This is a genomic window from Oceanithermus desulfurans (assembly GCF_014201675.1).
Taxonomy (GTDB): domain Bacteria; phylum Deinococcota; class Deinococci; order Deinococcales; family Marinithermaceae; genus Oceanithermus; species Oceanithermus desulfurans.
This window is the reverse complement of the sequence record NZ_JACHEZ010000005.1, coordinates 143,102-167,923: the sequence shown is the minus strand read 5'-3', so window position 1 is coordinate 167,923 and position 24,822 is coordinate 143,102. Positions and strand designations below refer to the sequence as shown.

Here is a 24,822-nt window from a genome sequence, read left to right as displayed (position 1 = left end):
GGGCGGCCCGGCCGCGTTAGGAGAACGCATGAACGAACAAGCCAAACCCACCCGCAAGCCCGGCCGGCGCCGCTCGCGCAGCCGCAAGCCCAAGGGTCCCCTTTCCATCGGTAAGCTCGAGATCGTCCCCCTGGGAGGGATGGGCGAGATCGGCAAGAACATCACCGCCTTCCGTTACGAGGACGAGATCCTCGTCGTCGACGGCGGCCTCGCCTTCCCCGAGGAGCATATGCCCGGGGTGGACATCCTGATCCCCCGCATCGACTACCTGGTCGAAAACGCCAAGCTCATCAAGGGCTGGGTGCTCACCCACGGCCACGAAGACCACATCGGCGGCATGCCCTTCCTGCTGCCGCAGCTGCCCAAGATCCCCCTCTACGGGGCCAAGCTGACCCTGGGCCTGTTGCGCGGCAAGCTCGAAGAGTTCGGCCTCAAGCCGGGCGAGTTCGACCTCAACGTGGTGAGCCCCGACGAGACGCTGAAGATCGGGCGCCACTTCACCGTCGACCTCTTCCGCATGACCCACTCGATCCCCGACAACTCGGGGCTGATCATCCGCACCCCGGTGGGCAACGTCGTCCACACCGGCGACTTCAAGCTCGACCCCACGCCGGTGGACGGCAAGGTGAGCCACCTGGCCAAGGTGGCCCAGGCCGGCGCCGAAGGGGTGCTGCTGCTGATCGCCGACTCCACCAACGCCGAGCGCCCGGGCATCACCCCCAGCGAGGCCGAGGTGGCCGTGGCGCTCGACGCCGCCATCGGGGCGGCGGAGGGCCGCGTCTTCGTGACCACCTTCGCCTCGCACATCCACCGGGTGCAGTCGGTGATCCGCGCCGCCGAGCGGCACGGGCGCAAGGTAGCGATGGAAGGCCGCAGCATGCTTAAGTTCGCCAAGATCGCGCTCGAGCTGGGCTACCTGGAGGTGAAGGACCGCCTCTACACCACCGACGAGATCAAGGACATCCCCGACCGCGAGGTGCTGGTGCTGGCCACCGGCTCTCAGGGCCAGCCGATGGCGGTGCTGAGCCGCCTCGCCTTCGGCCGCCACGCCAAGCTGAGCGTGGGCGAGGGGGACACCGTGATCCTCAGCTCGAGCCCCATTCCCGGTAACGAGGAGGCCGTCAACCGGGTGATCAACAAGCTCTACGAGCTGGGCGCGCGCGTCCTCTACCCGCCCGCTTACAAGGTGCACGCCTCCGGCCACGCCAGCCGCGAGGAGCTGCGCTTCCTCTACAACCTGGTCCAGCCCAAGTTCTTCGTGCCCTGGCACGGCGAGGTGCGCCACCAAACCAACTTCAAGTGGCTGGTCGAGAAGATGCCGAAGCCCCCGGTGAAGACGATCGTGCCCGAAAACGGCGACGTGCTGGAGCTGACCGCCGACGACCTGAAGAAGACGGGCCGCGTCAAGGCGGGGGCGCTCTACGTGGACGGCCTCGGGGTGGGCGACATCACCGACGACATCCTCGCCGAGCGCCAGGACATGGCCGCCGACGGAATCGTGATCCTGACCGCGCTGGTCTCCGAACAGCCCGTCGTCGAGGTGGTGAGCCGCGGCTTCGTCAAGGCGGGGCAGCGGCTGCACGCCGAGATCCGCCGGGTCGCCCTCGAGGCGATCCAGAAGGGCGTGCGCGAGAAGAAGCCGCTCGAGCAGATCCGCGACGACGTCTACTACCCCGCGAAGAAGTTCATCCGCAAGGCGACGGGCCGCGACCCGATCCTGATCCCCATCCTCTTCGAGGCCTGACCGTGGGCGGGGTGGGGGTGCTGCTGGGGGCGGTGGCGCCGGTGGCGCTGATGGTGGCCACCGGCTACCTCGCCGCGCGCCTCCTGCGGCTCGACCGCGGGCCGCTGACGCGGCTCACCCTCTTCGTCCTCGTCCCCTTCCTGGTCTTCGACCAGCTCTGGCGCGCCGACGCCGAACCGCTGGGGGCGCTGCGGCTGGCCGCGGCCTTCGCCCTCGCCTCGGCGGCCTTCGCCCTCGCGGGCTGGGCGGTGGGGCGGTTGCTGGGCCTGCCCGCGGCGGTGCGGGCGAGCCTGACCGCGACCACGGCCTTCCCCAACACCGGCAACATGGGCCTGTCGGTGGCCCTCTTCGCGCTGGGTGAAGCAGGCCTCGAGCGCGCGACGATCGTCTTCGTGGTGGCCACGGTGCTGCTCTTCGGCTTCGGTCCCGCCCTCTTCCATGGCGGTAGCCTGCGCGAGCAGCTGGCCATGACCCTGCGCCTGCCGCTCATCTGGGCGGTGGTGCTCGGCCTTGCCGCGAACGCCGCGGACCTCCGGCTCCCCGCCAACCTGGGCGGAGGCGTGCACATGCTGGCCCAGGGCGCCATCCCCATGCTGCTGCTGGCGCTGGGCATGCAGATCGCCGAGTCGCGCATCCGGGTGGGCGCCTACAACCTGCTGGCCAGCCTGCTGCGGGTGCTCGGCGGTCCGGTGGTGGCGTTCTGGATCGGCCGCGCGCTGGGGCTGGGGGGCGCGGACCTGGTGGTGCTGGTGCTCATCAGCGGCATGCCCGCGGCGGTGAACACCTACCTGATGGCCGCCGAGTTTGGCGGCGACGCCGCGCGGACCGCGCGCGTGGTGGTGCTCTCGACGCTGATCAGCTTTCTGACCCTGCCCCTGGTGCTGGGCTGGGCGCTGCGGGCGGCGGGGGTAGGTTAGGCTCGCCCAGATCGAGCTGCAGCAGGGGCCGACCTTCCACGACGATCAGCAAGCGGTGAAGCTCCCCCTCCGCGTAGGGAAAGGTCAGCTCCAGCTGCTGCGGCACCTCGACCCAGATCGAGCGTTCGTCTACGAGGGTGTCGCCTTGGTACCAGCGCAGTTCCAGGTAGTTCGGCTCCGGCCAGCGCCTGAGCTGCAGGACCGCCCGCGCCGTCGCGCCTTCGGGCTCGAGCCGGCCCATCACCTGCACCCGCTCGGGAAAGGGCGCCTCGGGCGGGATCAGCGGCCAGAAGGTGTAACGGCAGCCGCCAAGCAATAACAAGAGCAGCAAGAACGCGCGCCTCATCATGTCAAGCTAACCCCCGTGGCGATGACCTGAATGAGCACCGCCCCGCGGCAGTAGCTACTTTGCCCCGCTATTGCCAAGGGAACGTAAGTTGTTGCGGACGATTTTTATATGCGGATGGTCGGGTGGCAGGAATGTTACGAATATCTCCAGCGCCCGCTCGAAGGCGGCTTTGGCGCCTTGGAGGTCGCCGAGGGCTTTGAGGACGGAGCCCAGGTTGTTGACTAAGGTGGCCACGTTAGGATGGTCCTCACCCAGATGGTCCTCGAGTATTTCCAGCGCCCGCTCGTAGGCGGCCTTGGCGCCTTTGTACTCTGCTACGGCGTTGAGGTGGTAACCCAAGCTGTTCCACAACTGTGCTGCGGCAGCAATAACCCGCTCGTCTTCGATTTTCCTCTTTTCCACCGCTCTGGCCACCGCGCGCACGTGGGAAATGAGCGGGGCAAAAAGGGCATAGTTGCCGGCGCGGTCGGCCTCACTGTTCAGACGATTGGCCAAGTCGGCAATCTTCGCAGCGAAATCTGCCAAAACCTCCCCTTCTTCGTCCAGTCCCCGCGCAAACTCGGCCACCAGCGGATGTATCGTCGGGGGTTCGCCTTCTTTGAGCAAACCCAACCCCAGCAAATCAGCCAGCGCCTCCTGCAGCGCGTCGGCGCTGCCGCCCACACCCTCCAGTGCCTCCAGCGGTAAAGGCTCGCCGGGCGCGCAGTAGCCTGCTGCCAGCAAAACCCGCCGCGCCACCTCGCTTTCTAGCCGCTGCCACGAAAGAGAGAATGTTTGCGCCAAGCTCAGATCGTGCCCGGTGGGATTCCCCAGCCCCGGCTTCCACCCCTTCATGGAGCGGTGTTCCAAGGCGCATTCCAACTCGCTCAGATACTCGCTCACCGCTTTGGTTTTGAGACGATGCAAATAGCGGCCCGCCAGCTCCAGCGCCAGCGGCAAGTGGCCCAGCCTCTCCGCCAGCTCGGCCAGTTCGTCATCCCTTGCTCTTGCCTCGGGCAACCAACGACGCAAGAAGGCTAGGCTTTCAGCGGGCGAAAACTCATCCAGTGCCAGGGTTTTGAGGCCCAGGCCGGCGTGCCAGTTCCTGCTACGCGTAGTAATAAGCAGCCGCAGCTCGGCGCCATGCAGTCGCCCTAAAACCATATTTGCATTATCTGGGTCTTCGTAGTTGTCGAGAATCAACAAGCGGGGTCCATCAGCGCGCCAGGCGTGCAGGGTAGCCGACACCTGCTCGGGCTGCTTATCGGGCCAGGGGTCGAGGCGCATCTCTAAGCCATTGCGGGCAATCTGTTCGTCCAGCTGTTCGGGGTCGCTCAGGTCGAGCCAGTGAACGCCGGCCAGCCGGTAACCGTAGCGATAAGCAAATTCCACCGCCAGTTGCGTTTTCCCCACTCCGCCCATTCCGGCTACCGCTTGTTGCACCACAGCATTTTCGCCTTCCTCCAAAAGCGCCCTGGCCAGCTCTGCCAACTCTTTTTCGCGCCCGGTAAAGATCGTATTCCGTGCCAGCGGTAGGTACGAACCTAAAGGCAAATCGCCGGGCAGAGTAACCCTTTTGCGCAGCTCGCTCAGCAATTGCCCGGAGAGCTGAACGACGTTGTTATTGCCCACGATGACCATGCTATTTTCGACGTCACCATCTATCAGCAATCGGTTGTTAACCAAAGCCTGCCGAAATACCGCCAGCGCGGCTTCGCTTGGAACTTGACCCTGCCCCAGCAGTTTGAGCACTTCATCGAGCTTCTCATTAACGCGGGCGAACTCCTCGCTCTGCTGGGCCCTAATCTGAAAAACCGCGCGGCCGATCACCAGCAAAGCAAGGTCTTTGTGGGTTAGCAGGGCATATTCAAGGGCCTGAGCGTAGCACTCGCTGGCCTTTATTACTTGCGCCTTTTCCAATCTGGGAAAGTCGCGCGCAACGGCGGCGGCCAGTTCATGCCGAATGGCCTCGGTGCCCATTCGTTGGGGCAGCTCGGTCAGCGCATCTTGTACCTGAGGCAGACCGGCGAAACCCAGCGAGAATACCTGCTGCAGTTCGTCATCTTTGCATTGCCCTCGGACATATACTTCGGCCTGCCGGGCCACTGCACGCAGTTTCCGCTCGGCATCATCGGCCCGTAGCCAACCACTTAAGCCTTCCAAAAATGACCCATCAGGTGAACTGATTGCCACGTCGAGCGCCGCTAAGGCGTCTTCACCCAACCACTGCTCGGCCTTATTGAGCAGCGCACCAACCAAAACGCGCGGGAACGCCTTAGCCAGCTCTCTAGGGTTCAACGCGGCTCCCTACCAAATTGCAACCCTGCGAGCCTCGCAGCTGTCATATAAGAAGAATACTAAAGGCTACATAGAACCGTGGTCGATTTATCTGGCTGCGCCCCACAACAGGCTGCCTGTTGCGGCTTTGGTGTGCTGGTTCTTTACATCCCTCGCGCCGCCGCAGTCGCTGCAGCGAGCACCAGCGGCGCGGTCTCGGCCCGCAGGATGCGCGGACCCAGGCCGACGGGCCGGAAGCCCAGGCCGATCAGCTGCGCCACCTCGGCCTCGGTGAAGCCGCCCTCGGGTCCGCTGGCGAGCGCCGCCTCCCCGCTCCCGGGCCATTCCACCTCGGCGAGCGCGTGCGCCGCGCCGGGATGGGCGACGAGGCCGAAGCTCACGGGCTTCAGCGCCGCCAGCGGCACCGGCGGGGCCACCTCGGGCAGCCGCGAGCGGCCCGACTGCTTGGCGGCCTCGACCGCAATCCGGCGCAGCCGCTCCAGCTTGGCCCGGCCCATCTCCCGCGGCACGCCGCGTTCGGTTACGAGCAAAACGAAGCGGCCCACCCCCAGCTCGCTGCCCGCGCGCACCACGTCGGCGAGCTTGTTCCCTTTGAGCAGCGCCAGGTAGAGCACCGGCGTGAGCGGCGGCTCACGCCGCACCGCCCGGGGCTCACCCGCTTCGAGCCGCACCACGCCCTCGCCGGCGCGCAGCACCCGGGCCTCGGCCTCGAGCCCGGCGCCGTCGAAGACGACGACCTCGCGGCCCGGGCGAACGCGCAGCACGTGCAGCAGGTGGTGGGCCTCCCGCCCGGTCAGCACGATCTCCGGGTCGATCCGGGGTACGAAGACGCGCGGCTTTCTCATCGTTCGAAGCTGAGGAGCGTCCACTCCCCTTCGCGGCGCTCGCCTGCGGGGCGCAGGCCCGCCCCTTCCAGGGCCCGGCGCACCAGCGGCGCCCGCTCCGCGAGGACGCCCGTCAGGTGGGCCCGCCCCCCGGGCGCCAGCAGCCGGGCGTAGGCGGGGGCCAGCTCGGCGTGCAGCTCGGCGTAGAGGTTGGCCACCAGCACGTCGTAGGGCGGTTGGGCTGCCTCCGTGCTGCCGACGCGGAAGTCGGGGGCTACGCCGTTCTTGCGCGCGTTCTCGCGGGCGACCGGGATCACGGAAGCGTCGGTGTCCACCCCCAGGACCTCCGCGCCCAGCAGGGCGGCGGCGATGGCGAGGATGCCCGAGCCCGTGCCCACGTCGAGCACCCTGCGGCCCGCGAGCGGCTGGGCCGCCAGAGCCTCGAGCGCCATCCGGGTGGTGGCGTGGTGTCCGGTGCCAAAGGCCATGCCGGGCTCGAGCACGAGGCGGCGCTCGGGGCCCTGCCAGTCGTGCCAGGGGGCCAGCACCACGAACGGCCCCGCCGCCACCGGCTTCAGGTCGCGCTTCCAGGCTTCGAGCCAGTCCTCGTCGGGGAGCTCTTGCCAGCGGCCGGGCAACGGCAGCTCCACCCGCTCGGGGAAGTAGGCCCAGACCTCGCCGGGCCTTTCCTCGAGGCCGCGCGCACCCAGCTCGAAAAGCAGCGGCAGGTAGGCGTCGAGCCCTTCGAAGTCACCCCTCAGAACGAAGACGTGCATGGGGGCATTGTAAACGGCGGGAGGTGGAAGGTGGAAAGGGGTAGGTGGGAGGTGGGTGAGCGGCAAGAAAACGCGGCTTTTCATGAGCTGCGAGCTGCGACTCCCCGGACTGAGGTTGGAAGCGGAAGCTCTCCGAACCCGTGGATGCCTGACCCCATCCACCGCGTCCCGGCTCCCCCAAGCATCACCCGCTACCCGGCCAGGTAGCGCTCCACCGCGCGTTGCAACCTCTCCCCCACCCGGAAACCCAGCGCCGCGGCCGGGGCGTTGACGTGGCTGATCACGCCGCTCGCCCAGGTGTCGGCCGCCTCGCCGATGCGCGCGCTGGCGGCGCTGACCGCCACAGCCGCGACCCGCGCGCGCTCGAGCCACGCCAAACCCGCCACCCCCGCCGCGTTCTTGCCCACGCCGGCGTCGTTGAAGACGACCAGCGCCGGCCGGTAGGCGGCCGCGTAGCGGGCGGCGCTGAGGCCGCCGTGGGACCCCGTCACCACCACCGCGCCGGTCTGCTCGGGACCGCCCTGGGTCACCGAGTCGAGCAGCCAAACCCGCGCGCCCTCGACTTGCAGGCTCTGCATGGGCTTTATAGTAAAACCCAAGGAGAAGCGAATGGAAGGTACGAACGTCGTCCAGCTCTTGCAGCGTCTGATCCAATTCGACACCACCAACCCTCCCGGCCGCGAGGCCGAAGCCATGCGCTGGGTGCAGGGCTGGCTCGAAGAGCGGGGGGTCCCCTCCGAGCTGCTCGCCCGCGACCCCGAGCGGCCCAACCTGATCGCGCGCCTTCGCGGTCGCGGCCAGGCGCCGCCGCTCCTCGTCTACGGCCACCTCGACGTGGTGACCACCGAAGGGCAGGACTGGAGCGTGCCCCCGTTCGAGGGCGTGGTCAAGGACGGTTTCGTTTGGGGACGGGGCGCGCTCGACATGAAGGGGGCGGTGGCCATGTACCTGGCCTCGCTGGTGGAGGCGCACGCGGCCGGTGAGCTCGCCGGCGACGTGGTGCTGGCACTGGTGAGCGACGAGGAGGCCGGGGGCGACTACGGCGCCTCCTGGCTGGCGGACCACCACCCCGAGCGGTTCGAGGGCGTACGCCACGCCCTGGGCGAGTTCGGCGGCTTCAGCCTCGAGATCGCCGGCCGCCGCTTCTACCCGGTCATGGTGGCCGAAAAGCAGATCAGCTGGATCGAGCTCACCTTCACCGGGCCCGCCGGCCACGGCTCGCTCATCCACAAGGGCGGGGCCATGGCCAGGCTGGGCCAGGCGCTGGTGGCCCTCGACAAGAAGCTCACGCCCGTCCACGTCACGCCCGTCGCCGAACGCATGTTCCGCGAGATCGCCGCCGGGCTCAGCGGCGCGGCGCGCGCCGGGGTGCTGGCGGCGCTCAAACCCGCGCTCACCGACCGCGTCCTCGAAGCGCTGGGCGAGGGGGGGCGGCTCTTCCAGCCGCTCTTCCACAACACCGTCAACGCCACCATCGTCACCGGCGGCGACAAGATCAACGTGGTGCCCTCCGAGGTGCGCCTCCAGCTCGACGGGCGGCTGCTGCCCGGCTTCTCCCCCGATGACCTCGTCGCCGAGCTCGAGCAGATCATCCCGGTCCCCTTCGAGGCCCGGGTGGTGCGCCACGACCCGGGCCCCGGGGAGGTGGACTGGAGCCTCTTCCCCCTGCTCAAGCGCACCCTGGAGGAAGCCGACCCCGGAGCGCGGGCGGTGCCGCTGCTGCTCTCCGGGGTCACCGACGGCCGCCACTTCGCGCGCCTGGGCATCCAGACCTACGGCTTCGCGCCCATGAAGCTGCCCTCCGACCTGAACTTCTCGCGCCTCATCCACGCCGCCGACGAACGCATCCCGGTGGAGGCGCTGGAGTTCGGCGTCCAGACCCTGCGGCGTTTCTTCCGCAGCTACGGCCGCGGGTGAACCCGCGCTCGCGCGCCTGCGACGTATACTGAGGCCAATGCTCAGCTGGCTCGACGTCCTGGCGATCACCACCGCCGCGCTGGCCACCGCGATGGGCGTGCGGCGCGGGGGCGGCTTCCTGCTGGCCCTGCCGATCGCCGCGGCGCTCTACTGGCTGGGCCTCGACTACGTGCCCGGCCCCTCCTGGCTGCTGCTGCTCGGCCTCGGCAGCGGGCTGGCCGCCGCCTTCGTGAGCGGTCTGCTCCCGGTTAGCTTCCCCTTCAAGCTCGACCCCGTCCTGGGCGGCCTCGCGGGCTTCGTCTGGGGCGTCTTCCTGGCGCTGGTGCTCTGGGTGGGGCTGCCCTCGGAGTACAGTCCGGCCACCGGCGCGATCCGGTACCCGGCGCTCTCGGCCCCGCCCATCATCCAGGACGCCGTGGCCTCGAGCCCCTTCGCCCCCAAGCTCTTCGCCCTGGTCTGGCAGCACCCCGCCGCGCGCAAGGTCTTCTTCGGCCCCGAACCCACGCGCTAGCCGTTACTCGGCCAGCACCGTCGCCAGGTCGTAGACGCTGCGGTCGATCGGCTTGCGCCGCTCCACCGCCTCGGCCAGCGGCGTGAGCGCGATCTCGCCCTCGACCTCCCCGAGCATGACCCCGCTGCTGCCCGAGACCAGCGTCTCGGCGGCCGCCGCCCCCAGGCGGCTGGCCAGCACCCGGTCGCGCGCGGTGGGCGAACCCCCGCGCTGGATGTGGCCCAGCACGGTCACGCGCCCCTCGAAGGGGTGGATCTGCTGCGCGGCCTTCATCAGCGTGTCGGCGCCGCCCGGGTAGGCCCCCTCGGCCACGACGATGATCGAGGAGTGCTTGCCCTTGGCCTCGGAGAGCCGGATCTGCTCGGCGATCTCCTCGGGGCCGGTGGGGATCTCGGGCAGCGCGATCACCTCGGCCCCACCGGCGAGCCCCACGTCGAGGGCGATGAAGCCGGCGTGCCGCCCCATCACCTCGATGAAGAAGACGCGCTCGTGGCTGGCGGCGGTGTCGCGGATGCGGTCGATGGCGTCCAGGGCGGTGTTGACCGCGGTGTCGAAGCCGATGGTGAAGTCGGTTCCGTAGAGGTCGTTGTCGATCGTTCCCGGCACCCCCACGATGGGGATGCGGTGCTCCTGGGTCATCTTGATGGCGCCGCGGAAGGTGCCGTCGCCGCCGATAGCGACCAGACCGTCGATCTTCGCCTCGGCCAGCCGGCGCGCCGCTTCGGCCCGGCCTTCGGGCTCGAGGAACGCCTTGCTGCGCGCGGTGCGCAGGATCGTGCCGCCGCGCTGGATGATGTTGGCCACGTCCCGCGGCGCCAGCGGAACGAACTCGCCCTCGATCATCCCCGCGTAGCCGCGGCGGATGCCCACCACCTCGACCTCGTTCGCCGCCGCCCAGCGCACCACCGCCCGCAGGGCGGCGTTCATGCCGGGGGCGTCGCCTCCACTGGTCATCACACCGATCCGCTTCATGCCTTCTCCTTTCGGTAGGCCCACCTGCGGGCCTCGTTGCGCGGCACGCCGCGGGCCTCGAGCGCCTCCGCCAGCGCCCGGCCGGCCAGCCCCTCCGCGGCCAGCTCCGCCGCCAGCGCCGCGGCGTCGGGACGCTTTTCGGGCAGCGCGCGCGGCCCCAGCACGATCACGAACTCGCCCCGGGGCGAAGCGAAACGCTCGGCCGCCCCGGCCAAAGAACCGCGCCAGATCTCCTCGTGCTTCTTCGATAGCTCCCGCGCCAGCGCCACCGGATGCTCGGGTCCGTAGATCGCCAGCAGGTCGGCGAGTGTGCGCCCCAGCCGGTGCGGCGCCTCGTAGAGCACCACGGTGCGCTCTTCCTTCGCAAGGGCTTCCAGGCGCTTCTTGCGCGCCCTGCCCGTGGGCAGGAAGCCCTCGAAGACGAAGCGCGCCGTGGGCAGGCCCGAGGCCACGAGCGCGGGCACGAAGGCCGTGGGCCCCGGCAGCACCTCGACGCGAAAGCCCTTCGCCAGCGCCAGCACCACCAGCTCGGCGCCGGGGTCGCTGATGCCCGGGGTGCCGGCGTCGGAGGCGTAGGCCACGTAGGCGTGCTCCTCGAGCAGCCGCTCGGCGCGGTCCTGCGTGTGCTGGTCGATCCGCACCAGCGGCGTGGCGATGCCGTAGTGCCGCAGCAGCTTGGCCGTGCGTCGGGTGTCCTCGCAGGCCACCACCTCGGCCTCCTTCAGCACCTCGAGCGCCCGCAGCGTCACGTCGGCCAGGTGGCCGATCGGCGTGGGCACGAGCACCAGCTTGCGCATGGTCCCATCCTACCCGGCGCCGCGTCCCCGCTCGGCCGCGGCGGCGCTCCACTGCACCACGGCGACGGCCAGCACCACCAGCGCCCCCCCGACGACGCCCCTGAGCCCCAGCACCTCGCCGAGCACGAAGTAGGCGAAGGTCGCCGCCCAGACGGGCTCCATCGAGTAGATGACCGCCGCCTCGGGCGCGCTCACGCTGCGCTGGCCCACGGCCATCAGCCAGGTGGTGAGCGCGGTGGCGGCCACCCCCAGGTAGAGCACCGCGGCCCAGGGGACCTCCAGGCCCGCGAAGGCCGCCAGGTCCCCGCTCACCCAGGCCCAGGCGCCCACGAAGAGGCTGAGCCCCACCAGCTGGGTCAGGCTGAGCACGAAGGCGTCGTGCAGCCGGGTGAAGCGCTCCAGCCGCAGGATGTAGACCGCGTAGGTCACGGCGGTGGCGAGCGTCCAGAAGTCGCCTGCGTTCGGGGGGCTGCCGTCGTAGGCGAGCAGGCCCACCCCTACGAAGCTGGCCAGGGCCCCGAGCCAGACCCAGACGGGGACGCGCCGCCCCAGCAGCCCCGCGAAGACGGGCACCAGCACCACGCTCAGCGCGGTGATGAAGGCGCTGCGCCCGGCGGTGGTGTAGAGCAGGCCGATCGTCTGGGTGGCGTAGCCCAGGAAGGCCCAGAAGGCCAGGTCCAGGCCCGGACCCCAGGCCCCGCGGGCCCGCTTCCAGAAGGGGAGGAAGAAGGCCGCGCCCACCAGAAAGCGGAGCAGCATGAGCAGGCTGGGAGGAAACTGCTCGAGCGCCCCCTTGACCACCACGAAGGTCGAGCCCCAGATCAGCGTGACGAAGGTGAGCGCAAGAAGCCCGCGCAGGTGGGCGTTCACGGTGCCCAGTGTACACGCTAGCGCGAAAGGCCGGCGAGCAGCCACAGCGCCAGGTTGAGCCCCAGGGTGAGCCCCAGGCTCAGGAGCAGCATCGAAACCAGCGGCACGTAGACGCGCACGCCGTCGCGCTCGAAGCGCAGGTCGCCCGGAAGGTGGCCGAACCAGCCGAAGAGCGCCGGCCACCACCAAAGCAGCAACCCGGCGAAGGCGATCAGCAGCCCCACGGCCACCAGCCAGCGGCCCAGCTCGCTCATGCCTTCATTATGGCGTGCTGGAGGGGTTCTTTCCAATCCCGCCGTCGAGCGGGTAACGTAGGTTCATGATCGAAGTGCGCGAGGCGAGCGGCACCGAAGAGGTGATGTTGACCGAGGACCTGCAGATCGCCGCCTGGAACTTCAGCGAGCGCGAGATCGCGCCGCACTCGGCGCTGGTGGCCAGCCAGCACTCGGGCGGCCTCGTCGCCCTGGCCTGGGCCGAAGGCGAAGCCGTCGGCTTCGTCTGGGGCTTCCCGGCCTTCGAGGGCGGACGCGTCTGGCACCACTCGCACCAGATGGGCGTGCGCCCCGACTGGCAGGGCAAGGGGGTGGCGCTTGCGCTCAAGCGTTTCCAGCGCCGTTGGGCGCTGGAGCGTGGCTACGACCTGGTCACCTGGACCTTCGACCCGCTGCTCACCAAGAACGCGCGCTTCAACCTGGGCAAGCTGGGCGCCTGGGCGGCCCGTTACTATCCCGACTTCTACGGCCTGCGCACCGGCCTCTACGCGGGCATCCCCGCGGACCGGCTGCTCGTCAGCTGGGAGCTCGAGGACCCGCGGGTGCGCGAGCGGCTCGAGCGCATCCCGCCCCCGCCCGAGCCCGAGGGCGAACCCCTGGCGCTCACCCGGGGAGAGGGGCTGGGCCTCGTTCCCGAACGCCTGCTCACCCCCAGCGCCCCGCGCGTCTACCTGGAGGTTCCGCCCGACCTCGACGCCCTCAAGGCCAGCGACCTGGGCCTCGCCGAGACCTGGCGGCTCTTCACCCGCGAGGCCTTCACCTGGGCCTTCGCCCACGGCTACCGTGCGGTGGACCTGGCCCGCAGGGGGCCGCGGGTCTTCTACCAGCTCGAGCGCAGCGAGCGTTAGCCGCGCGGCGGCTCGGCGTCTCCCGGCATCCCCTGGCGCGCCGCCAGCGCCGCCCCGATCACGCCCGCGTCCTCGCCCAGACGCGCGGGCAGGAGCGGCGCGGTGCGCCACCCCGCCGCGTGGCGCTCGAAGGCTCGCCGCACGCGCTCGAGCCAGACCTCGCCCCCGCCGACGGCCACCCCGCCGCCGATGACGACGACCTCCGGATCCCACAGCTTCTGGACCCCGGCCAGCGCCTGGCCCAGGTAGTCCGCGGCGGCCTCGACGATGCGCGCGGCCTTGGCCTCGCCGGCGCGCCAGCGCGCGAACAAAGCGGGCGTGTCCAGCGACTCGGCGTAGGCGTAGGCGGCGTCGCGCGCCAGCGCCCGCCCGCTCGCCACCGCCTCCAGGCAGCCCTGGTTGCCGCAGCCGCAGACCGGGCCGCCGGGGAGGACGGTAAGGTGGCCGAACTCGCCCGCCTGTCCGTAGGCGCCGCGCCAGACGCGGCCGTCCGCCACCAGACCGCTGCCGATGCCGGTGGAGACGGTCACGAAGAACGAGCTCCCGGCCCCCCGGGCCGCGCCCAGGTGGTGCTCGGCCAGCGCCGCGGCGTTGGCGTCGTTCTCGATGACGACCGGCCGCTCCAGCGCCTCCTCGAGCCGCGAGCGCAGGGGAACGTCGCGGAACCGTGCGATGTTGGGCGCAAAGACGACGACGCCGCGCGCGTAGTCGATGGGGCCCGGGGTGCCCACCCCCACCGCCGCCACCGGCACCCCGGCCTCGGCCAGCAGCTCGCTGGCCGCCGCGATCATCGCCTGCAGCACCGCCTCCGCGCCCTCCCGGGGGGTCGTGATGCGGCTGCGCTGGATCAGGCGCCCGCCCTCGAGCACCCCCAGGGCGATCTTGGTGCCTCCCAGGTCAATCCCGAGCGTCGCCACCCGCGTCCTCCAGCAGGGCGCGTGCCTCGGCCTCGGCCGCTGCGGGCACCCAGACCCCCACGGGGCCGGTGGCTTCGGGAAGGATGCCGGCGAAGTCGGCGTAGGGGCCGAAGACGCGCGCGGCGATGCCCGCCTCGCGCAGGCGCCGCACCATCGGCTCGGCGAGCACCGGCTCGCACTCGAGCAGCATTACGTAGTCGATGCCGGCGTGGCGCTTCTTCACGCTTCCCCGTCCTCCAGGCGCAGCAGCCGGCGGGCGTGCTCGAGCTGATCCTCGGGCACCCACAGCGAGGTCGGGCTCATCGTGGGCAAGAGCCCCTCGAGCTCCACCGGCGGCCGCTCGATCTCGGCAGGAATGCCGGCCTGGCGCAGCTCGGCGGCGAAGCCGTCGACGATGGGGCGCTCGCCGTAGAGCAGGAAGGCGTAGACCCGCCCCCCGATCCGCTTGGTCCTAGGCTTTTCCATGCAGCACCTCCAGGAGCCGGCGCACGAGGCGCACGTACAGCGTCCGGGCGCGCTCCAGCTCGGACGCGGGCACGCGCTCGCGGGTGGTGTGGGCCAGTTCGGGGTCGCCGGGGCCCAGCCCCAGCACCACCGCTCCGCTCGCGGCCAGGTAGGGCGCGTCGGTGGTGAACCACCAGATGCCCGCCTCGGGCTGCTTCAGCTCCGCCAGCGCCGCCTGCAAAAGCGGGTGGTCCGCCGGCACCAGGTGCGGCGGGAAGACCATGGGGTAGCGCATCGTCACCTCGCCGCTGGCGCGCTCGGCCTCGGGCACGTAGACGGAGGCGTCGCCCGCGATCAGCCGCATCCGCTCGAGGATCGCCTCCGGGTCCTCGCCGGGCACGAAGCGGTAGTCCACGCAGACCTGCGCCAGGCCCGGCACCACGTTGGTGGCCCGGGGCCGGCTTTCCACGTAGGTGGGGGTGCAGCTGGCGGGGCCCAGCTCGGGGTGCTCGGCGGTCTCGAAGGCCTCGAGCGCGGCCAGGAAACGCCCCAGGTCGGGCAGCGGGTTGTGGCCCAGCTCGGGCCGGGCGGCGTGCGCCAGCCGCCCCTCGTAGTCGGCCCAGACCTCGATGCGGCCACGGTGTCCGCGCATCAGGCGGTTGTTCGAGGGCTCCCCCAGGATCGCCGCGTCGGCGCGGAGCCGCTCGGCGGCGAAGCGGCTGCCGAGGCCGCCCACCTCCTCCTGCACCACGGCTAGGTAGCGCACCCGCCCTGGCGGCGGATCCGCCGCCAGGTCGGCCATCGCCCCCAGCATGGCCGCGAGCGCCCCCTTCATGTCCACCGCCCCGCGGCCCCACAACTCGCCCTCCACCACCTCGCCCCCGTAGGGCGGGTGGGGCCAGGCGTCCGCCTCGCCCGCCGGCACCACGTCCATGTGGCCGGTGAGCAGCACCTCGAAGGGGCCCTCACCGAGGGTGAACTCGACGTTACCGGCGTCGTCGAGCCGGGGCCGGAAGCCCAGGGCCTCGGCCTCTTCCATCAGCACCCGCGCGGCCGGGGCCTCGCCGCCCGAAGGGCTTTCGGCGCGGATGAGCCGCGAAGCGGTCTTGACGACGTTCATACCTTCATCCTACCCGCGCCGGGCCGCCAGGGCCCAGTGGACGGCGATCCCCGCGGCCACCGCGGCGTTCAGGCTGGGGGTACGCCCGCGCAGGGCGATGTGCACCAGCTGGTCGCAGCGGTCGCGCACCAACCGGCGCAGGCCCGAGCCCTCCGAGCCGATCACCCAGGCCAGCGGCCGGTCGTAGTCGGCCGCCTCGAGCGCCACCTCGCCTTCGCCGGCGAGGCCGTAGACCCAGACGCCCGCCTCCTTGAGCTCCTCGATGTAGCGCGGTAGGTTGGGCACCTGCACCACCGGCAGGTGCCGCGCCGCGCCCGCCGAGGCCTTGACGGCCACCGGCGAGAGGGGGGCGCTGCGCCGCGTCTCGCTCACCACCCCGTGCGCCCCCAGCGCCTCGGCGCTGCGCAGGATCGCGCCGTAGTTGCGCGGATCGGTGATGCCGTCGAGCAGCACCAGCAGCGGCAGCTCACCGCGCTCGCGGGCCAGGCGCAGGGGGGCGTCGGGCCCCGCGAGCCGGATCTCCTCGATCTCGGCCACGATGCCCTGGTGGTGGGTCGTGCGCACGAGCTGGTCCAGCTCGATGCGCGGCACCAGCTCGTAGGAAATCCCGGCGGCCTCGAGCTTCTTCAGAAATTTGCGCTCGACGCCGCGGGCCACCAGCACCCGGCGCACCCCGCCTTCGCGCGCGGCCTCGAGCACCGGATTGCGACCGTAGATCCACATGCCCCCAGCATACGGCGGCGCCGGCAGAAAGGCCCGCGGACGGGAAACTCCCGTCCACGGGCCGCAGATCACCTCAGAGCTGGCTCCGCGGGTCGAGCGCGTCGCGCAGGCCGTCGCCCATGTAGTTGAAGGCCAGCACCGTGATCAGGATCATCAAGCCCGGGTAGATGGCCAAGTGGGGGGCGTAGAAGATGAAGTCCTGCGCCCCGGTGAGCATGTTGCCCCAGGTGGGCACCGGCGGCTGGATGCCGAAACCGAGGAAGGAGAGCGCCGCCTCCACCAGGATGGCCGTACCCACGGCCAGGGTGGCGTCGACGATGATCGGGGCCAGGGTGTTGGGCACCAGGTGGCGGAACATGATGCGCGGCTCGCTCGCGCCCAGGGCGTAGGCGGCCATCGAGAACTCCTGTTCGCGCAAGCTCAGGATCTGGCCGCGCACCAGGCGGGCCGAGGTGATCCAGCCGAAGATGATCAGGATGCTGATGATGATGAAGACCGAGGCCGACTCCCCGAACACCCCCTGCGCCAGCCGCCCCAGCGGCGAGCGCGAGTCGTTCAGGAAGGCGGAGAGCACCAGCAAGAGCGGCAGCGTGGGGATCGAAAGCATGAAGTCGATCAGCCGGCTGATCACGATGTCCAGGTCCAGCTTGAGCTGACCGACCAGGCCCCAGACCACCAGCACCAGCGCGGCGGCGCTGCCGATCACCAGGCCGGCGGTCGAAAGCGCGCCGTTGAGGCCGCCCTCGCCGATCGCGGGCAACGCCAGGGTACGGGTGATGTCCCAGATCAGCCAGGCCGTGCCGCCCAGGAGGCCCCAGCTCAGCACCGTCCAGGTCATGCGGCTCAGGTGGGCCCCGAAGACGCCGAAGAGGTTGAGCGCCAGCACCCCCAGCGCGACCAGCAGGGCGGCGAGCCAGAAGCCGCCGGTCTGCCCCGCGGCCGCGAGCGAGACCAGCAGACCCAGCCCCGCGAACCCGAGCGCCAGCGCCAGGCCGAAGGCGGCCAGGCTGCCCTCGGCCACGATCTCGCGCAGCCGCCGGGAGAAGGGCCCGGCGTAGAAGTCGAAGGGGCGCCCCGAGAAGAAGCCCGCGAGCGCGCCGATGATGGTGCCGATGATGACGCTCACGATCGCGACCGAAAAACCGACCAGCAGCGAGATGCGGCCGCCGAAGAGGATGCGCGAGAAGACGTCGCGGCCCAGTTCGTCGGTGCCGAGGAGGTGCCCCGGGGAGCCGGGCGGAAGGAAGTAGAAGGCCTTGAGGTTGGCCCCCGAGGGCTGCTCGTTGGGATCGGGGATCCACCCCAGCGAGACCAGCAGCGGCGCGGCCAGGCTGGCCGCGACCAGGATCACGATGACGATCATCGAGACCTGGGCCATCCGGTGCTTGCGGAAACGGCGCCAGGCCAAATGCCAGGTGGACTCCCCGCGTTCGATCTGCTTCACGTTCACGTTGCTTGCCACAGTCGCCTCCTAGTTGTAGCGGATGCGGGGGTCCACCACCGCGTACGCCAGGTCCGCCAGAAGGTTGAACAGCGCCGTCAGGAAGGCCAGGAAGACGAGTGCCGCCATGGCCACGTTGTAATCCTTCTCGAGCAGCGAGTCGAAGAGCGCGCGCCCCATGCCGGGCCAGGAGAAGATCGTCTCGGTGATCACCGCGCCGCTGAACAGGCCGGGGATGGCCAGGCCCACGAGGGTGACGATCGGGATCAGGGCGTTGCGCAGCGCGTGCTTGTAGATCACGACCCGCTCGGCGAGCCCCTTGGAGCGCGCGGTGCGGATGTAGTCCTGCTGCAGTACCTCGAGCATCGAGGAGCGGGTGAACCGGGTCCAGCCGGCCATCGAGAGCACCGAGAGGGTGAAGACGGGCAGGACCAGGTACCAGGCGCGGTCCTTGAGGTAGGCCCACCAGCCCACGGTGTCGGGGCTCATTCCCGGCGAGACGAACCCGCCCGCCGGAAAGATGGGCTCGAAACGGCCCAGCCGCTCGGGCAGCCAGACCGCGAAGAGCAGCATCAGCATGATGCCGAGCCAGAAGACGGGGGTGGAGTAGCCGACGAACGAGAAGAAGGTCACCACGTAGTCGGCGATGGAATACTGCCGCACCGCCGAGAAGACGCCCACGGGTATGGCGACCGCCAGCGCCAGCAAGAACGAGAGGCCGGTGAGCAGCAGGGTGTTCTGCATGCGGCCGTAGATGAACTGGGCCGCGGGCTGCGCGTAGGTGCGCGAAAGCCCTAGGTCGCCCTGGAGCGCGCGCCCCAGCCACTTGAAGTAACGGATGTGGATCGGCTGGTCGAGGCCGTAGGCGGCCTTGAGCTTGGCGATGTCCTCCTGGGTCAGGTGGGGGTTCTGAAAGATCAGGCCTTCGAGCGGATCGCCGGGCTGCAGGGCCACCAGGGTGTAGATGGCCAGGGAAACAAAAAAGAGCAGCGGGATCATCTGCAGAAGACGCCTGAGGGTGTACGCGATCATGTGAAGATTCTCCTCTTCCCTTGTTTTGCTTCAGAAATTCGTGGCCGCGCCGTCGGCGCGGCCACGATGGAATGCAAAGGTTACTGCTCCAAAGCGCTGATGCCGTACTTGGCCTGATCGAAGACCTGCTGCGCCCCGTTTTCGGCCCAGCCGATCAGCCAGGCGTTGGTGGTGGGGTAGCCGAAGCTGCCGAAGTAGGTGCTGGAGACGAAGTTGACGAGGCCCTTCTTGACCACCAGCGGGTTGGAGCGCCAGTAGAAGGGCAGGGCGGGCAGCTCTTCGGCCCAGATCTCCTGCATCTTCTGCCAGTACTGCTTGCGCTTGGCGGCGTCGAACTCGATCATCGCCTTGGCGCGCAGCTGGTCGAACTCCTCGTTGCACCAGCCGAAGTTCACGCCGGAGTAGTTGTTCTCGGGCGTGGGCACGTAGGTCTCGCCGGTGATGTAGTCCTTGCAGGTGAAGACGCCGGCGTCGTCGACGATGCCGAAGAGCCAGGCGAACTCGAAGAGACCCTTCCAGCTACCGTCGTAGGCCTTGGAGAAGAAGTCGTTGGAGAAGACGACCGAGGAGGGGGCGTTGTTGATCTTGACCTTGATGCCGACCTTCTTGAGGTCGTTCTGGAAGAAGACCTGGGTACGCTCGCGGATGCGGTTGCCCGCGGTGGTCACGTACTCGATCTCGAACTTGACGGTGCGGCCGTCGTCGGTCTTGCGCTCGAGGTAGCCGTCGCCGTCGAGGTCCTTCCAACCCAGCTCGGCCAGCAGCTGCTTGGCCTTCTCGGGGTCGTAGGGGTACTTCTTGACGTTGGGGTTGGCGTTGGGGTCGGCGAAGTGGACCCAGGTGTCGGCCACCGGCTGCAGACCGTCGAAGAAGGCGTCCACCAGACCCTGACGGTTCATGGCGTAGAGGATCGCCTGACGGGTCTTGGGGTTTTCGAGCATCAGGTCCTTGACTTCCTGAACGTTGCCGAACTTGTTGACCTCGGCGTGTTCCCAGATCACGCCCGGAACCGCCCAGATGTCGAAGCGGCCCTCGGCGCGGCGCACCAGCTGGGGCGCGCGCCTGGTCGAAGGTGAGCGCGACCGAGGAGGTGGCGTCGATGCCGCCGCCCAGGATGGCCACGAGCAGGGCGTTGGTGTCACCGATGAAGCGGTAGGTGACCTTCTGCACGTACTTGTCCGCGCCGCCCGGAGGGGTGATGAAGAACTTGGGGTTGCGCACCATCTCGAGGCTGCTGCCCGGCACCCACTTCTTGAGGACGAAGGGGCCCGAGTAGACCATGCTGCCCTTGTTGAGCGCGTTGGGCGTGGCGAACTTGGAGACGAAGCCCTGGAAGAGCTCGGTGATCTTGGCCGCGTCCTTCTCGGGGTCGAGCTTGGCGATCTCGGCCTTGGTCTTCTCCCACTCGCCCTTCATGACGTGCGCGGGAGCGATGCCGATCGCCGAGCCCACGAGGTCGTAGAAGTAGGCGGGCTCGAAGCTGACCGTAAAGTTGCGGTCGTCCTGCACCGAAAGCTTCACCCGGTTCCAGTACGAGGGGTCCTGCACCGGAGCGCCGGGGTACTTGCCCACTTCGTAGAAGAAGGCCACGTCGGCCGAGGTGATGGGAACGCCGTCGGACCAGAAGATGTCGTCGCGCAGGGTGTAGTGGATGTCGATGCGCTTCTTGCCCTCGCCCAGGTCGGTCACCTTGACGCGCCCGTTCTCGGTGGTGGGCACCTCGGTGGCTAGGTAGGGCTGGTCGTTGCCGTCGATGTCGATGTACTCGAGCCCCGCCCAGAGGAAGTTCTCGATCTCGCTGGCGATGGCGGCGCTGCTCACGAAGGCCCAGGCGTCGCCGAGCACGCGCGGCTCCTGCGAAGCACCGACCACCAGACTGTTGTCCCTCGGCCCGGCGAACGCCAGACCCGCTGCAGCTACAAGCCCTAGAGTAAGAAGAATTCGCTTCATACTCCTCCTTTCCGGGGGGTTCGACCCCGTATCCATGGCGATGGTTTCACCGCTTTTATTATACGGAGCGCCGCTGGAAACGCAATAAAGAACGCTTCGGCCTATGCTGGTTTCATGGACACGCAGATTCTACGTCAGGCCCTCGCCGCGGCGGGGCTGCCCGCCTGGCTCTTCTACAGCTTTGGCGCTTCGAACCCGCTGGCGCTGGAGGCCCTGGAGCTGACCGGAGAGCACCTGACCCGGCGCTTCGCCTACCTGGTCCCGGCCACGGGGGAGCCGCGGCTGCTCGCCCACCGCCTCGAGCTCGAGCGCTTCGACCACCTGCCGGGAGCGCGCCTCCCCTACGCCCGCTGGCAGGAGTTCGACCGCGGGCTCGAGCGCCTGCTCGAGGGGGTAACCCGCGCCGCCCTCGACTACCAGCCCGGTGCGCGCATCCCCTACCTCTCCCGCGTCGACGCCGGCTTCGTCGAGCGGGTGCGGGCCCTGGGGGTGGAGGTCGTGAGCGCGGCGCGGCCGCTGCTGCACCTGCAGACCTGGACGGCGGCCGACCTGGCCGCCCACCGCCGCGCCGCCGCCGTGCTGCACGCGGCCCGCGACGCCGCTTTGGCGTTCCTGCGCTCACGGTTGCCGGACGACCCGCCGCGCGAGCTGGAGGTGCAGCGGGTCATGCTGAACGTCTTCGCTGAACGCGGCGTGACCTACGACCACCCGCCCATCGTGGCCTTCGGCGCGAACGCCGCCCGCCCCCACTACGCCCCACAGCCCGGAAGCGAGGCCGTGCTGCAGCCCGGCGACGTCGTCCTCCTCGACCTCTGGGCGCGCGAACCCGAAGGGGTCTACGCCGACATCACCTGGATGGCCGGCTGGCGGGTCGCGCCGGAGGTCCGCGAGGCCTGGGAGGCGGTCGCGGCCGCGCGCGACCGCGCGGTGGCGCTGATCCGCGAGGCCTTCGCCGCCGGCCGCAGGCCCGCCGGCTGGGAGGCCGACCGGGCCGCCAGAGAAGTGCTGGAGTCACGCGGCTACGGCGCGTACGTCCTCCACCGCACCGGCCACCACCTGGGCCGGACCGCGCCCCACGGCAGCGGCACCCACCTGGACGACTTCGAGAGCCACGACACCCGCCCGCTCCTTCCCGGGCTGGCCTTCACGGTGGAACCCGGCGTCTACCTGGAGGGCCGCTTCGGCCTTCGCAGCGAGATCGACGTCTTTTTGCACGAAACCGGACCCGAGGTGACGACGGAGGTGCAGACGGCGCTCGAGACGCTTTGACCGCCCCACCTCCGTTGCCGCGGGGACGTGCCGGGTCCGGCCGGGGAGGCGGCGGAAGCCTAAGCGTCCGGACCGCGCCTCCGAATGGCCCGGCGCGTCAACCCCCGGTAGGCGGCCTCGAACACCAGCGCCAGCCCGAAGGCCGCGAAGGTGGCCCAGAAGGCGGCGCGCCCCTGGTTCCACTGGTAGACCTGCAGCATCAGGAAAACCGAAGCCACCACCACAAAGGAAAGCACCACGAACCAGGACCGCCCGTCGGCCTGGCCGGCCCGCAACAGGCGATAGTGGGCGACGAAGACGAACAGGTAGATCATGATCATCACCGAGCTGGTTATGCCGGCGATACCCGAAAGGTCGAAGGCGAGGGCGAACAGCAACCCCAGGACCGCGGTCGCGTACAGCCCTTCGGTGGCGCTGAACCAGACCTTGCGCTCGAAGGCCGCCGGCAGCTCCCCCTGCCGCGCCAGCGCGTAGGCGATGTTGGCCCCGCCGTAGAGGGTGGCGTTGAGCGCGGAGCTGATGGAGAACAGGGCCCCCAGCGAGACCAGCACGTAACCGAAAGCGCCCAGAAACGGCTTGGCCGCCTCGGCCAGCGCGTACTCCTCGGCCTTCAACAGCTCAGGTAGGGCCACGTTGCCCACGGCCACCAGGGCCACCGAGATGTAAACGACGCTGACGATGAGGATGCTCAGGTAGATGGCCCGCGGTACGTTCACCTCCGGGTTCTCCAGGTTCTCCGAGGCGTTGGTGACGAGGCCAAAGCCCATGTAGGAGAGAAAGAAGATGGCCGCGCCGTAGAGCGTGCCCCGCAGGTGTTCCGGGTCGAAGCGCGGGGTGACCCACTCGGGGTGGACGGTCCAGATTCCCAGAACCACGAAGACGCCCAGCACCGAAAGCTTGATCAGCACGATCCAGAACTCGGCACGGCCCACGGCCTTGGAGCCGAAGAAGTTGAGCGCGGTGAACGCGGCCACCACCCCGGCTTCGACCCATCCCTGGGCCAGCCCGGCCACGGGCAGATGCACCAGGGGCAAAAAGTAACCCGCGAAGCCCTTGGCGAAGAGCGCGATGGAAACGACGAAGCTGAACCAGAAGAGGATGGCCAGCGCTCCGGTGACCACCGAATCGCCGACGCCGCGGACGATGAACTCGATGGGACCGGCGTTGGAGACGTAACGTTTACCCAGGTGGGCGTAGGAGTAGGCCACGAAGAGGGCGAGCAAGCCGCTGAGGACGAAGACGAGCGGCAGGTTGGGTCCGGCGATCTTGGCCCCCAGGCCCAGCATGGTGAAGATGCTGGCGCCGATCATGGTGCCCACGGCCATGGCCACGGCCTCCCACAGCCCCATCGCGTTCCCCCGGGTCGGTTTCATATCCGCATTCTAGAGGGGCGGCGTCAGGTCGCCGGTCCCAAAAAGAAGAACCCGCCCCGAGGGGCGGGCCGGCGATCTGGTGGAGGCGGCGGGACTCGAACCCGCGTCCGAGAGCCTATCCAGTGGGCGTCTACGAGCGTAGTCCGCGTTTCAGGTTCTCGGTCCTGCCTTGGCCCGCGGACGGGCGGACAGGACCCAGCTCCGTGGAGCTTCGCCTCGGGTTACGGAGCCTCGCCCTCGGCTAGCCGGCTTTAGTGTCGTCCGCTGCCCGAGCCACCGGCCGGGCTTGACAGGGACGTGGCGGGGTTAAGCCGCCAGAGCGTAGTTATCGTTGCCAGTTATTGGCGTTGCCGGTGTTTTACGAGGCCTCCGGCACCTCGGCTCGCAGCCTCACCTTCAAGGGCCCCCGTCGAACCCAGGATCGCCCCCTTGATACCCGCAACGAACCTACGCATTGTGATTCTATCACATTTTCGCCGCCGCCTCAACGCTTTGACCGGGTCTAAAATGATGGCATGGACCTCGCTCTGGACGGCCTGCACCCCATCCCGGTACCCATCCCCTACCCCATGAAGTTCGTCAACCTGGTCTTGATCGAAGGCGACGGGCTCGTGCTGGTGGACACCGCGCTGGACCTCCCCGACGCCCGCCGCGCCATCGAACGGGGGCTGGCCGACCACGGCGCGCGCCCGGACGACCTGGACGCGGTCGTCCTGACCCATCATCACCCCGACCACTACGGTCTGGCGGGCTGGTTCGAAGCGCAGGGGGTGCCGGTCTACATGCTCGACGTGGCCATCGAACGCGACCACGCCTGGTGGAGCCGTTTCGAACCCTGGCTCGAGCAGTCGACCGCCCACTTCCGCGAACACGGGATGCCCGAAGCCTTCATCGCCGACCTGCGCGAGGTCATGGAAGCCACGCGCCGGCGCATCCGCCCGCCCCTGAACCCCCGCCCCCTCCGGGACGGCGAGGAGGTTCGGTTGGCCGGCCAGCGCTTCACCGTCCACTGGACGCCGGGGCACGCCGACGGGCACCTGGTGCTCTTGCGCGACGACGGAACGCTGATCGCCGGCGACGCGATCCTGGACCGCATCACCCCCAACGTGGGCAAGTGGGTGGGTAGCCGGCCCGACCCGCTGGGCGATTTCCTGAACTCGCTGGCAGAGATCCGGGAGCTCGAGCCCGTACGGGCCCTGGTGGGGCACTACGGCCCGGTAATCGAGGACGTGGCCGCCCGCACCCGCGAGATCGAACGCCATCACGAACAGCGCCTCGCGTTCCTGCTCGAACGGCTCGCACAAGGCCCCAGGACCGCCTGGGAGCTTTCGCTCGAGCTCTTCCCCCAGGAAGGCCTCAGCACCGCCCAGCGCCGCTTCGCCTGGGCCGAAACCCTGGCCCACCTGGTGCACCTGGAGCGCCTGGGACGGGTCCGCGCGCTCCCGGAAACCCCCGTACGCTTCGAGTTGGTAGGCTAAA

Annotated in this window: 24 protein-coding genes, 1 other RNA gene and 1 pseudogene; 7 read left to right on the top strand and 19 right to left on the bottom strand. The window is 69.5% G+C overall.

The genetic code is table 11. From position 1 onward, the window contains the following. Positions 1–28 precede the first annotated feature (28 nt). Positions 29–1,744 (top strand): ribonuclease J, encoded by a 1,716-nt coding sequence (locus tag HNQ05_RS07990; RefSeq protein WP_147144936.1) that lies wholly within the window; start codon positions 29–31, stop codon positions 1,742–1,744. A gap of 2 nt (positions 1,745–1,746) precedes the next feature. Then, positions 1,747–2,661, top strand: a complete 915-nt coding sequence (locus tag HNQ05_RS07985; RefSeq protein ID WP_147144934.1) for an AEC family transporter — start codon at positions 1,747–1,749, stop codon at positions 2,659–2,661. Here HNQ05_RS07985 and HNQ05_RS07980 read toward each other — a convergent pair. From HNQ05_RS07980 to HNQ05_RS07960, 5 genes are all read right to left on the bottom strand, one after another. Next, complete coding sequence (locus tag HNQ05_RS07980) at positions 2,600–3,007, bottom strand: hypothetical protein (protein ID WP_147144932.1); 408 nt, start codon at positions 3,005–3,007, stop codon at positions 2,600–2,602. The two genes, HNQ05_RS07985 and HNQ05_RS07980, sit on opposite strands and share 62 nt — an antisense overlap. A 57-nt stretch (positions 3,008–3,064) precedes the next feature. After that, positions 3,065–5,287, bottom strand: a complete 2,223-nt coding sequence (locus HNQ05_RS07975; protein ID WP_183677731.1) for a tetratricopeptide repeat protein — start codon at positions 5,285–5,287, stop codon at positions 3,065–3,067. A 143-nt stretch (positions 5,288–5,430) separates the two neighbouring features. After that, positions 5,431–6,132, bottom strand: coding sequence for a 16S rRNA (uracil(1498)-N(3))-methyltransferase (locus HNQ05_RS07970; protein ID WP_147144928.1), 702 nt, complete (start codon positions 6,130–6,132; stop codon positions 5,431–5,433). Further along, positions 6,129–6,887, bottom strand: a complete 759-nt coding sequence (locus HNQ05_RS07965) for a 50S ribosomal protein L11 methyltransferase (protein ID WP_147144927.1) — start codon at positions 6,885–6,887, stop codon at positions 6,129–6,131. Before HNQ05_RS07965 ends, HNQ05_RS07970 begins: the two co-directional genes overlap by 4 nt. A 191-nt stretch (positions 6,888–7,078) precedes the next feature. After that, positions 7,079–7,465, bottom strand: coding sequence for a hypothetical protein (locus HNQ05_RS07960; RefSeq protein ID WP_147144925.1), 387 nt, complete (start codon positions 7,463–7,465; stop codon positions 7,079–7,081). Between the two features lie 31 nt (positions 7,466–7,496). On the opposite strand from HNQ05_RS07960, the gene HNQ05_RS07955 reads away from it, so the two are divergent. After that, on the top strand, positions 7,497–8,804 hold the full coding sequence (locus HNQ05_RS07955) for a M20/M25/M40 family metallo-hydrolase (protein WP_147144923.1): 1,308 nt from the start codon (positions 7,497–7,499) through the stop codon (positions 8,802–8,804). Positions 8,805–8,841: 37 nt separating this feature from the next. Then, positions 8,842–9,315 carry a hypothetical protein gene (locus HNQ05_RS07950; protein ID WP_147144921.1) on the top strand — a complete coding sequence of 158 codons (474 nt, stop codon included), beginning with the start codon at positions 8,842–8,844 and terminating at the stop codon, positions 9,313–9,315. A gap of 3 nt (positions 9,316–9,318) precedes the next feature. Here the strand turns inward: HNQ05_RS07950 and pfkA are convergent, their stop codons facing one another. The 4 genes from pfkA to HNQ05_RS07930 are packed head-to-tail and all read right to left on the bottom strand — an operon-like array spanning position 9,319 to position 12,208. Next, complete coding sequence (gene pfkA, locus HNQ05_RS07945; RefSeq protein ID WP_013458318.1) at positions 9,319–10,287, bottom strand: 6-phosphofructokinase; 969 nt, start codon at positions 10,285–10,287, stop codon at positions 9,319–9,321. Further along, positions 10,284–11,084, bottom strand: a complete 801-nt coding sequence (rsmI, locus tag HNQ05_RS07940; protein ID WP_147144919.1) for a 16S rRNA (cytidine(1402)-2'-O)-methyltransferase — start codon at positions 11,082–11,084, stop codon at positions 10,284–10,286. Before rsmI ends, pfkA begins: the two co-directional genes overlap by 4 nt. Positions 11,085–11,093: 9 nt before the next feature. Then, on the bottom strand, positions 11,094–11,954 hold the full coding sequence (locus HNQ05_RS07935) for a DMT family transporter (protein WP_147144918.1): 861 nt from the start codon (positions 11,952–11,954) through the stop codon (positions 11,094–11,096). A gap of 17 nt (positions 11,955–11,971) precedes the next feature. Beyond that, a complete protein-coding gene (locus HNQ05_RS07930; RefSeq protein WP_147144916.1) occupies positions 11,972–12,208 on the bottom strand; it encodes a DUF2905 domain-containing protein in 237 nt (78 codons plus the stop codon). Between the two features lie 65 nt (positions 12,209–12,273). Here HNQ05_RS07930 and HNQ05_RS07925 point away from each other — a divergent pair, with 65 nt between their 5' ends. Then, the gene (locus HNQ05_RS07925) at positions 12,274–13,074 is read left to right on the top strand and encodes a GNAT family N-acetyltransferase (RefSeq protein ID WP_147144914.1); all 801 of its coding nucleotides are present in this window, start codon (positions 12,274–12,276) and stop codon (positions 13,072–13,074) included. Here the strand turns inward: HNQ05_RS07925 and HNQ05_RS07920 are convergent. From HNQ05_RS07920 to HNQ05_RS07885, 8 genes and pseudogenes are all read right to left on the bottom strand, one after another. After that, positions 13,071–13,991: an ROK family protein gene (locus HNQ05_RS07920; protein ID WP_147144912.1), complete on the bottom strand. Its 921-nt coding sequence runs from the start codon at positions 13,989–13,991 to the stop codon at positions 13,071–13,073. The two genes, HNQ05_RS07925 and HNQ05_RS07920, sit on opposite strands and share 4 nt — an antisense overlap. After that, a complete protein-coding gene (locus HNQ05_RS07915) occupies positions 13,972–14,214 on the bottom strand; it encodes a putative signal transducing protein (RefSeq protein WP_147144910.1) in 243 nt (80 codons plus the stop codon). Before HNQ05_RS07915 ends, HNQ05_RS07920 begins: the two co-directional genes overlap by 20 nt. Continuing rightward, complete coding sequence (locus HNQ05_RS07910) at positions 14,211–14,456, bottom strand: putative signal transducing protein (protein WP_147144909.1); 246 nt, start codon at positions 14,454–14,456, stop codon at positions 14,211–14,213. Before HNQ05_RS07910 ends, HNQ05_RS07915 begins: the two co-directional genes overlap by 4 nt. Further along, complete coding sequence (locus HNQ05_RS07905; RefSeq protein WP_147144907.1) at positions 14,443–15,555, bottom strand: M20 family metallopeptidase; 1,113 nt, start codon at positions 15,553–15,555, stop codon at positions 14,443–14,445. Before HNQ05_RS07905 ends, HNQ05_RS07910 begins: the two co-directional genes overlap by 14 nt. A gap of 9 nt (positions 15,556–15,564) precedes the next feature. Then, positions 15,565–16,278, bottom strand: coding sequence for a 23S rRNA (guanosine(2251)-2'-O)-methyltransferase RlmB (gene rlmB / locus HNQ05_RS07900; RefSeq protein WP_147144905.1), 714 nt, complete (start codon positions 16,276–16,278; stop codon positions 15,565–15,567). Between the two features lie 73 nt (positions 16,279–16,351). Further along, a complete protein-coding gene (locus HNQ05_RS07895; protein ID WP_147144902.1) occupies positions 16,352–17,740 on the bottom strand; it encodes an ABC transporter permease in 1,389 nt (462 codons plus the stop codon). Between the two features lie 9 nt (positions 17,741–17,749). Beyond that, positions 17,750–18,751 carry an ABC transporter permease gene (locus tag HNQ05_RS07890; protein WP_147144900.1) on the bottom strand — a complete coding sequence of 334 codons (1,002 nt, stop codon included), beginning with the start codon at positions 18,749–18,751 and terminating at the stop codon, positions 17,750–17,752. 80 nt (positions 18,752–18,831) lie between these two features. Continuing rightward, positions 18,832–20,701: pseudogene (locus tag HNQ05_RS07885) on the bottom strand (peptide ABC transporter substrate-binding protein). A gap of 114 nt (positions 20,702–20,815) precedes the next feature. Here HNQ05_RS07885 and HNQ05_RS07880 point away from each other — a divergent pair. Then, positions 20,816–21,970, top strand: coding sequence for a M24 family metallopeptidase (locus tag HNQ05_RS07880; RefSeq protein ID WP_147144898.1), 1,155 nt, complete (start codon positions 20,816–20,818; stop codon positions 21,968–21,970). A 59-nt stretch (positions 21,971–22,029) separates the two neighbouring features. Here HNQ05_RS07880 and HNQ05_RS07875 read toward each other — a convergent pair whose 3' ends face one another. After that, complete coding sequence (locus tag HNQ05_RS07875) at positions 22,030–23,343, bottom strand: APC family permease (RefSeq protein ID WP_246104063.1); 1,314 nt, start codon at positions 23,341–23,343, stop codon at positions 22,030–22,032. A gap of 77 nt (positions 23,344–23,420) precedes the next feature. Beyond that, positions 23,421–23,772, bottom strand: a transfer-messenger RNA (tmRNA) gene (gene ssrA, locus HNQ05_RS07870). 86 nt (positions 23,773–23,858) lie between these two features. Here ssrA and HNQ05_RS07865 point away from each other — a divergent pair. Then, positions 23,859–24,821 carry an MBL fold metallo-hydrolase gene (locus tag HNQ05_RS07865; protein ID WP_147144896.1) on the top strand — a complete coding sequence of 321 codons (963 nt, stop codon included), beginning with the start codon at positions 23,859–23,861 and terminating at the stop codon, positions 24,819–24,821. Position 24,822 lies beyond the last annotated feature (1 nt).

What these genes read in the sequence shown, in the direction of transcription:
- HNQ05_RS07990 (WP_147144936.1), top strand. Translation starts at nt 29, where the DNA reads ATGAACGAACAAGCCAAACCCACCCGCAAGCCCGGCCGGCGCCGCTCG.
- HNQ05_RS07980 (WP_147144932.1), bottom strand. Translation starts at nt 3,007, where the DNA reads ATGAGGCGCGCGTTCTTGCTGCTCTTGTTATTGCTTGGCGGCTGCCGT.
- HNQ05_RS07970 (WP_147144928.1), bottom strand. Translation starts at nt 6,132, where the DNA reads ATGAGAAAGCCGCGCGTCTTCGTACCCCGGATCGACCCGGAGATCGTG.
- HNQ05_RS07965 (WP_147144927.1), bottom strand. Translation starts at nt 6,887, where the DNA reads ATGCACGTCTTCGTTCTGAGGGGTGACTTCGAAGGGCTCGACGCCTAC.
- HNQ05_RS07960 (WP_147144925.1), bottom strand. Translation starts at nt 7,465, where the DNA reads ATGCAGAGCCTGCAAGTCGAGGGCGCGCGGGTTTGGCTGCTCGACTCG.
- HNQ05_RS07955 (WP_147144923.1), top strand. Translation starts at nt 7,497, where the DNA reads ATGGAAGGTACGAACGTCGTCCAGCTCTTGCAGCGTCTGATCCAATTC.
- HNQ05_RS07950 (WP_147144921.1), top strand. Translation starts at nt 8,842, where the DNA reads ATGCTCAGCTGGCTCGACGTCCTGGCGATCACCACCGCCGCGCTGGCC.
- pfkA (WP_013458318.1), bottom strand. Translation starts at nt 10,287, where the DNA reads ATGAAGCGGATCGGTGTGATGACCAGTGGAGGCGACGCCCCCGGCATG.
- rsmI (WP_147144919.1), bottom strand. Translation starts at nt 11,084, where the DNA reads ATGCGCAAGCTGGTGCTCGTGCCCACGCCGATCGGCCACCTGGCCGAC.
- HNQ05_RS07930 (WP_147144916.1), bottom strand. Translation starts at nt 12,208, where the DNA reads ATGAGCGAGCTGGGCCGCTGGCTGGTGGCCGTGGGGCTGCTGATCGCC.
- HNQ05_RS07925 (WP_147144914.1), top strand. Translation starts at nt 12,274, where the DNA reads ATGATCGAAGTGCGCGAGGCGAGCGGCACCGAAGAGGTGATGTTGACC.
- HNQ05_RS07910 (WP_147144909.1), bottom strand. Translation starts at nt 14,456, where the DNA reads ATGGAAAAGCCTAGGACCAAGCGGATCGGGGGGCGGGTCTACGCCTTC.
- HNQ05_RS07905 (WP_147144907.1), bottom strand. Translation starts at nt 15,555, where the DNA reads ATGAACGTCGTCAAGACCGCTTCGCGGCTCATCCGCGCCGAAAGCCCT.
- rlmB (WP_147144905.1), bottom strand. Translation starts at nt 16,278, where the DNA reads ATGTGGATCTACGGTCGCAATCCGGTGCTCGAGGCCGCGCGCGAAGGC.
- HNQ05_RS07890 (WP_147144900.1), bottom strand. Translation starts at nt 18,751, where the DNA reads ATGATCGCGTACACCCTCAGGCGTCTTCTGCAGATGATCCCGCTGCTC.
- HNQ05_RS07880 (WP_147144898.1), top strand. Translation starts at nt 20,816, where the DNA reads ATGGACACGCAGATTCTACGTCAGGCCCTCGCCGCGGCGGGGCTGCCC.
- HNQ05_RS07875 (WP_246104063.1), bottom strand. Translation starts at nt 23,343, where the DNA reads ATGAAACCGACCCGGGGGAACGCGATGGGGCTGTGGGAGGCCGTGGCC.
- HNQ05_RS07865 (WP_147144896.1), top strand. Translation starts at nt 23,859, where the DNA reads ATGGACCTCGCTCTGGACGGCCTGCACCCCATCCCGGTACCCATCCCC.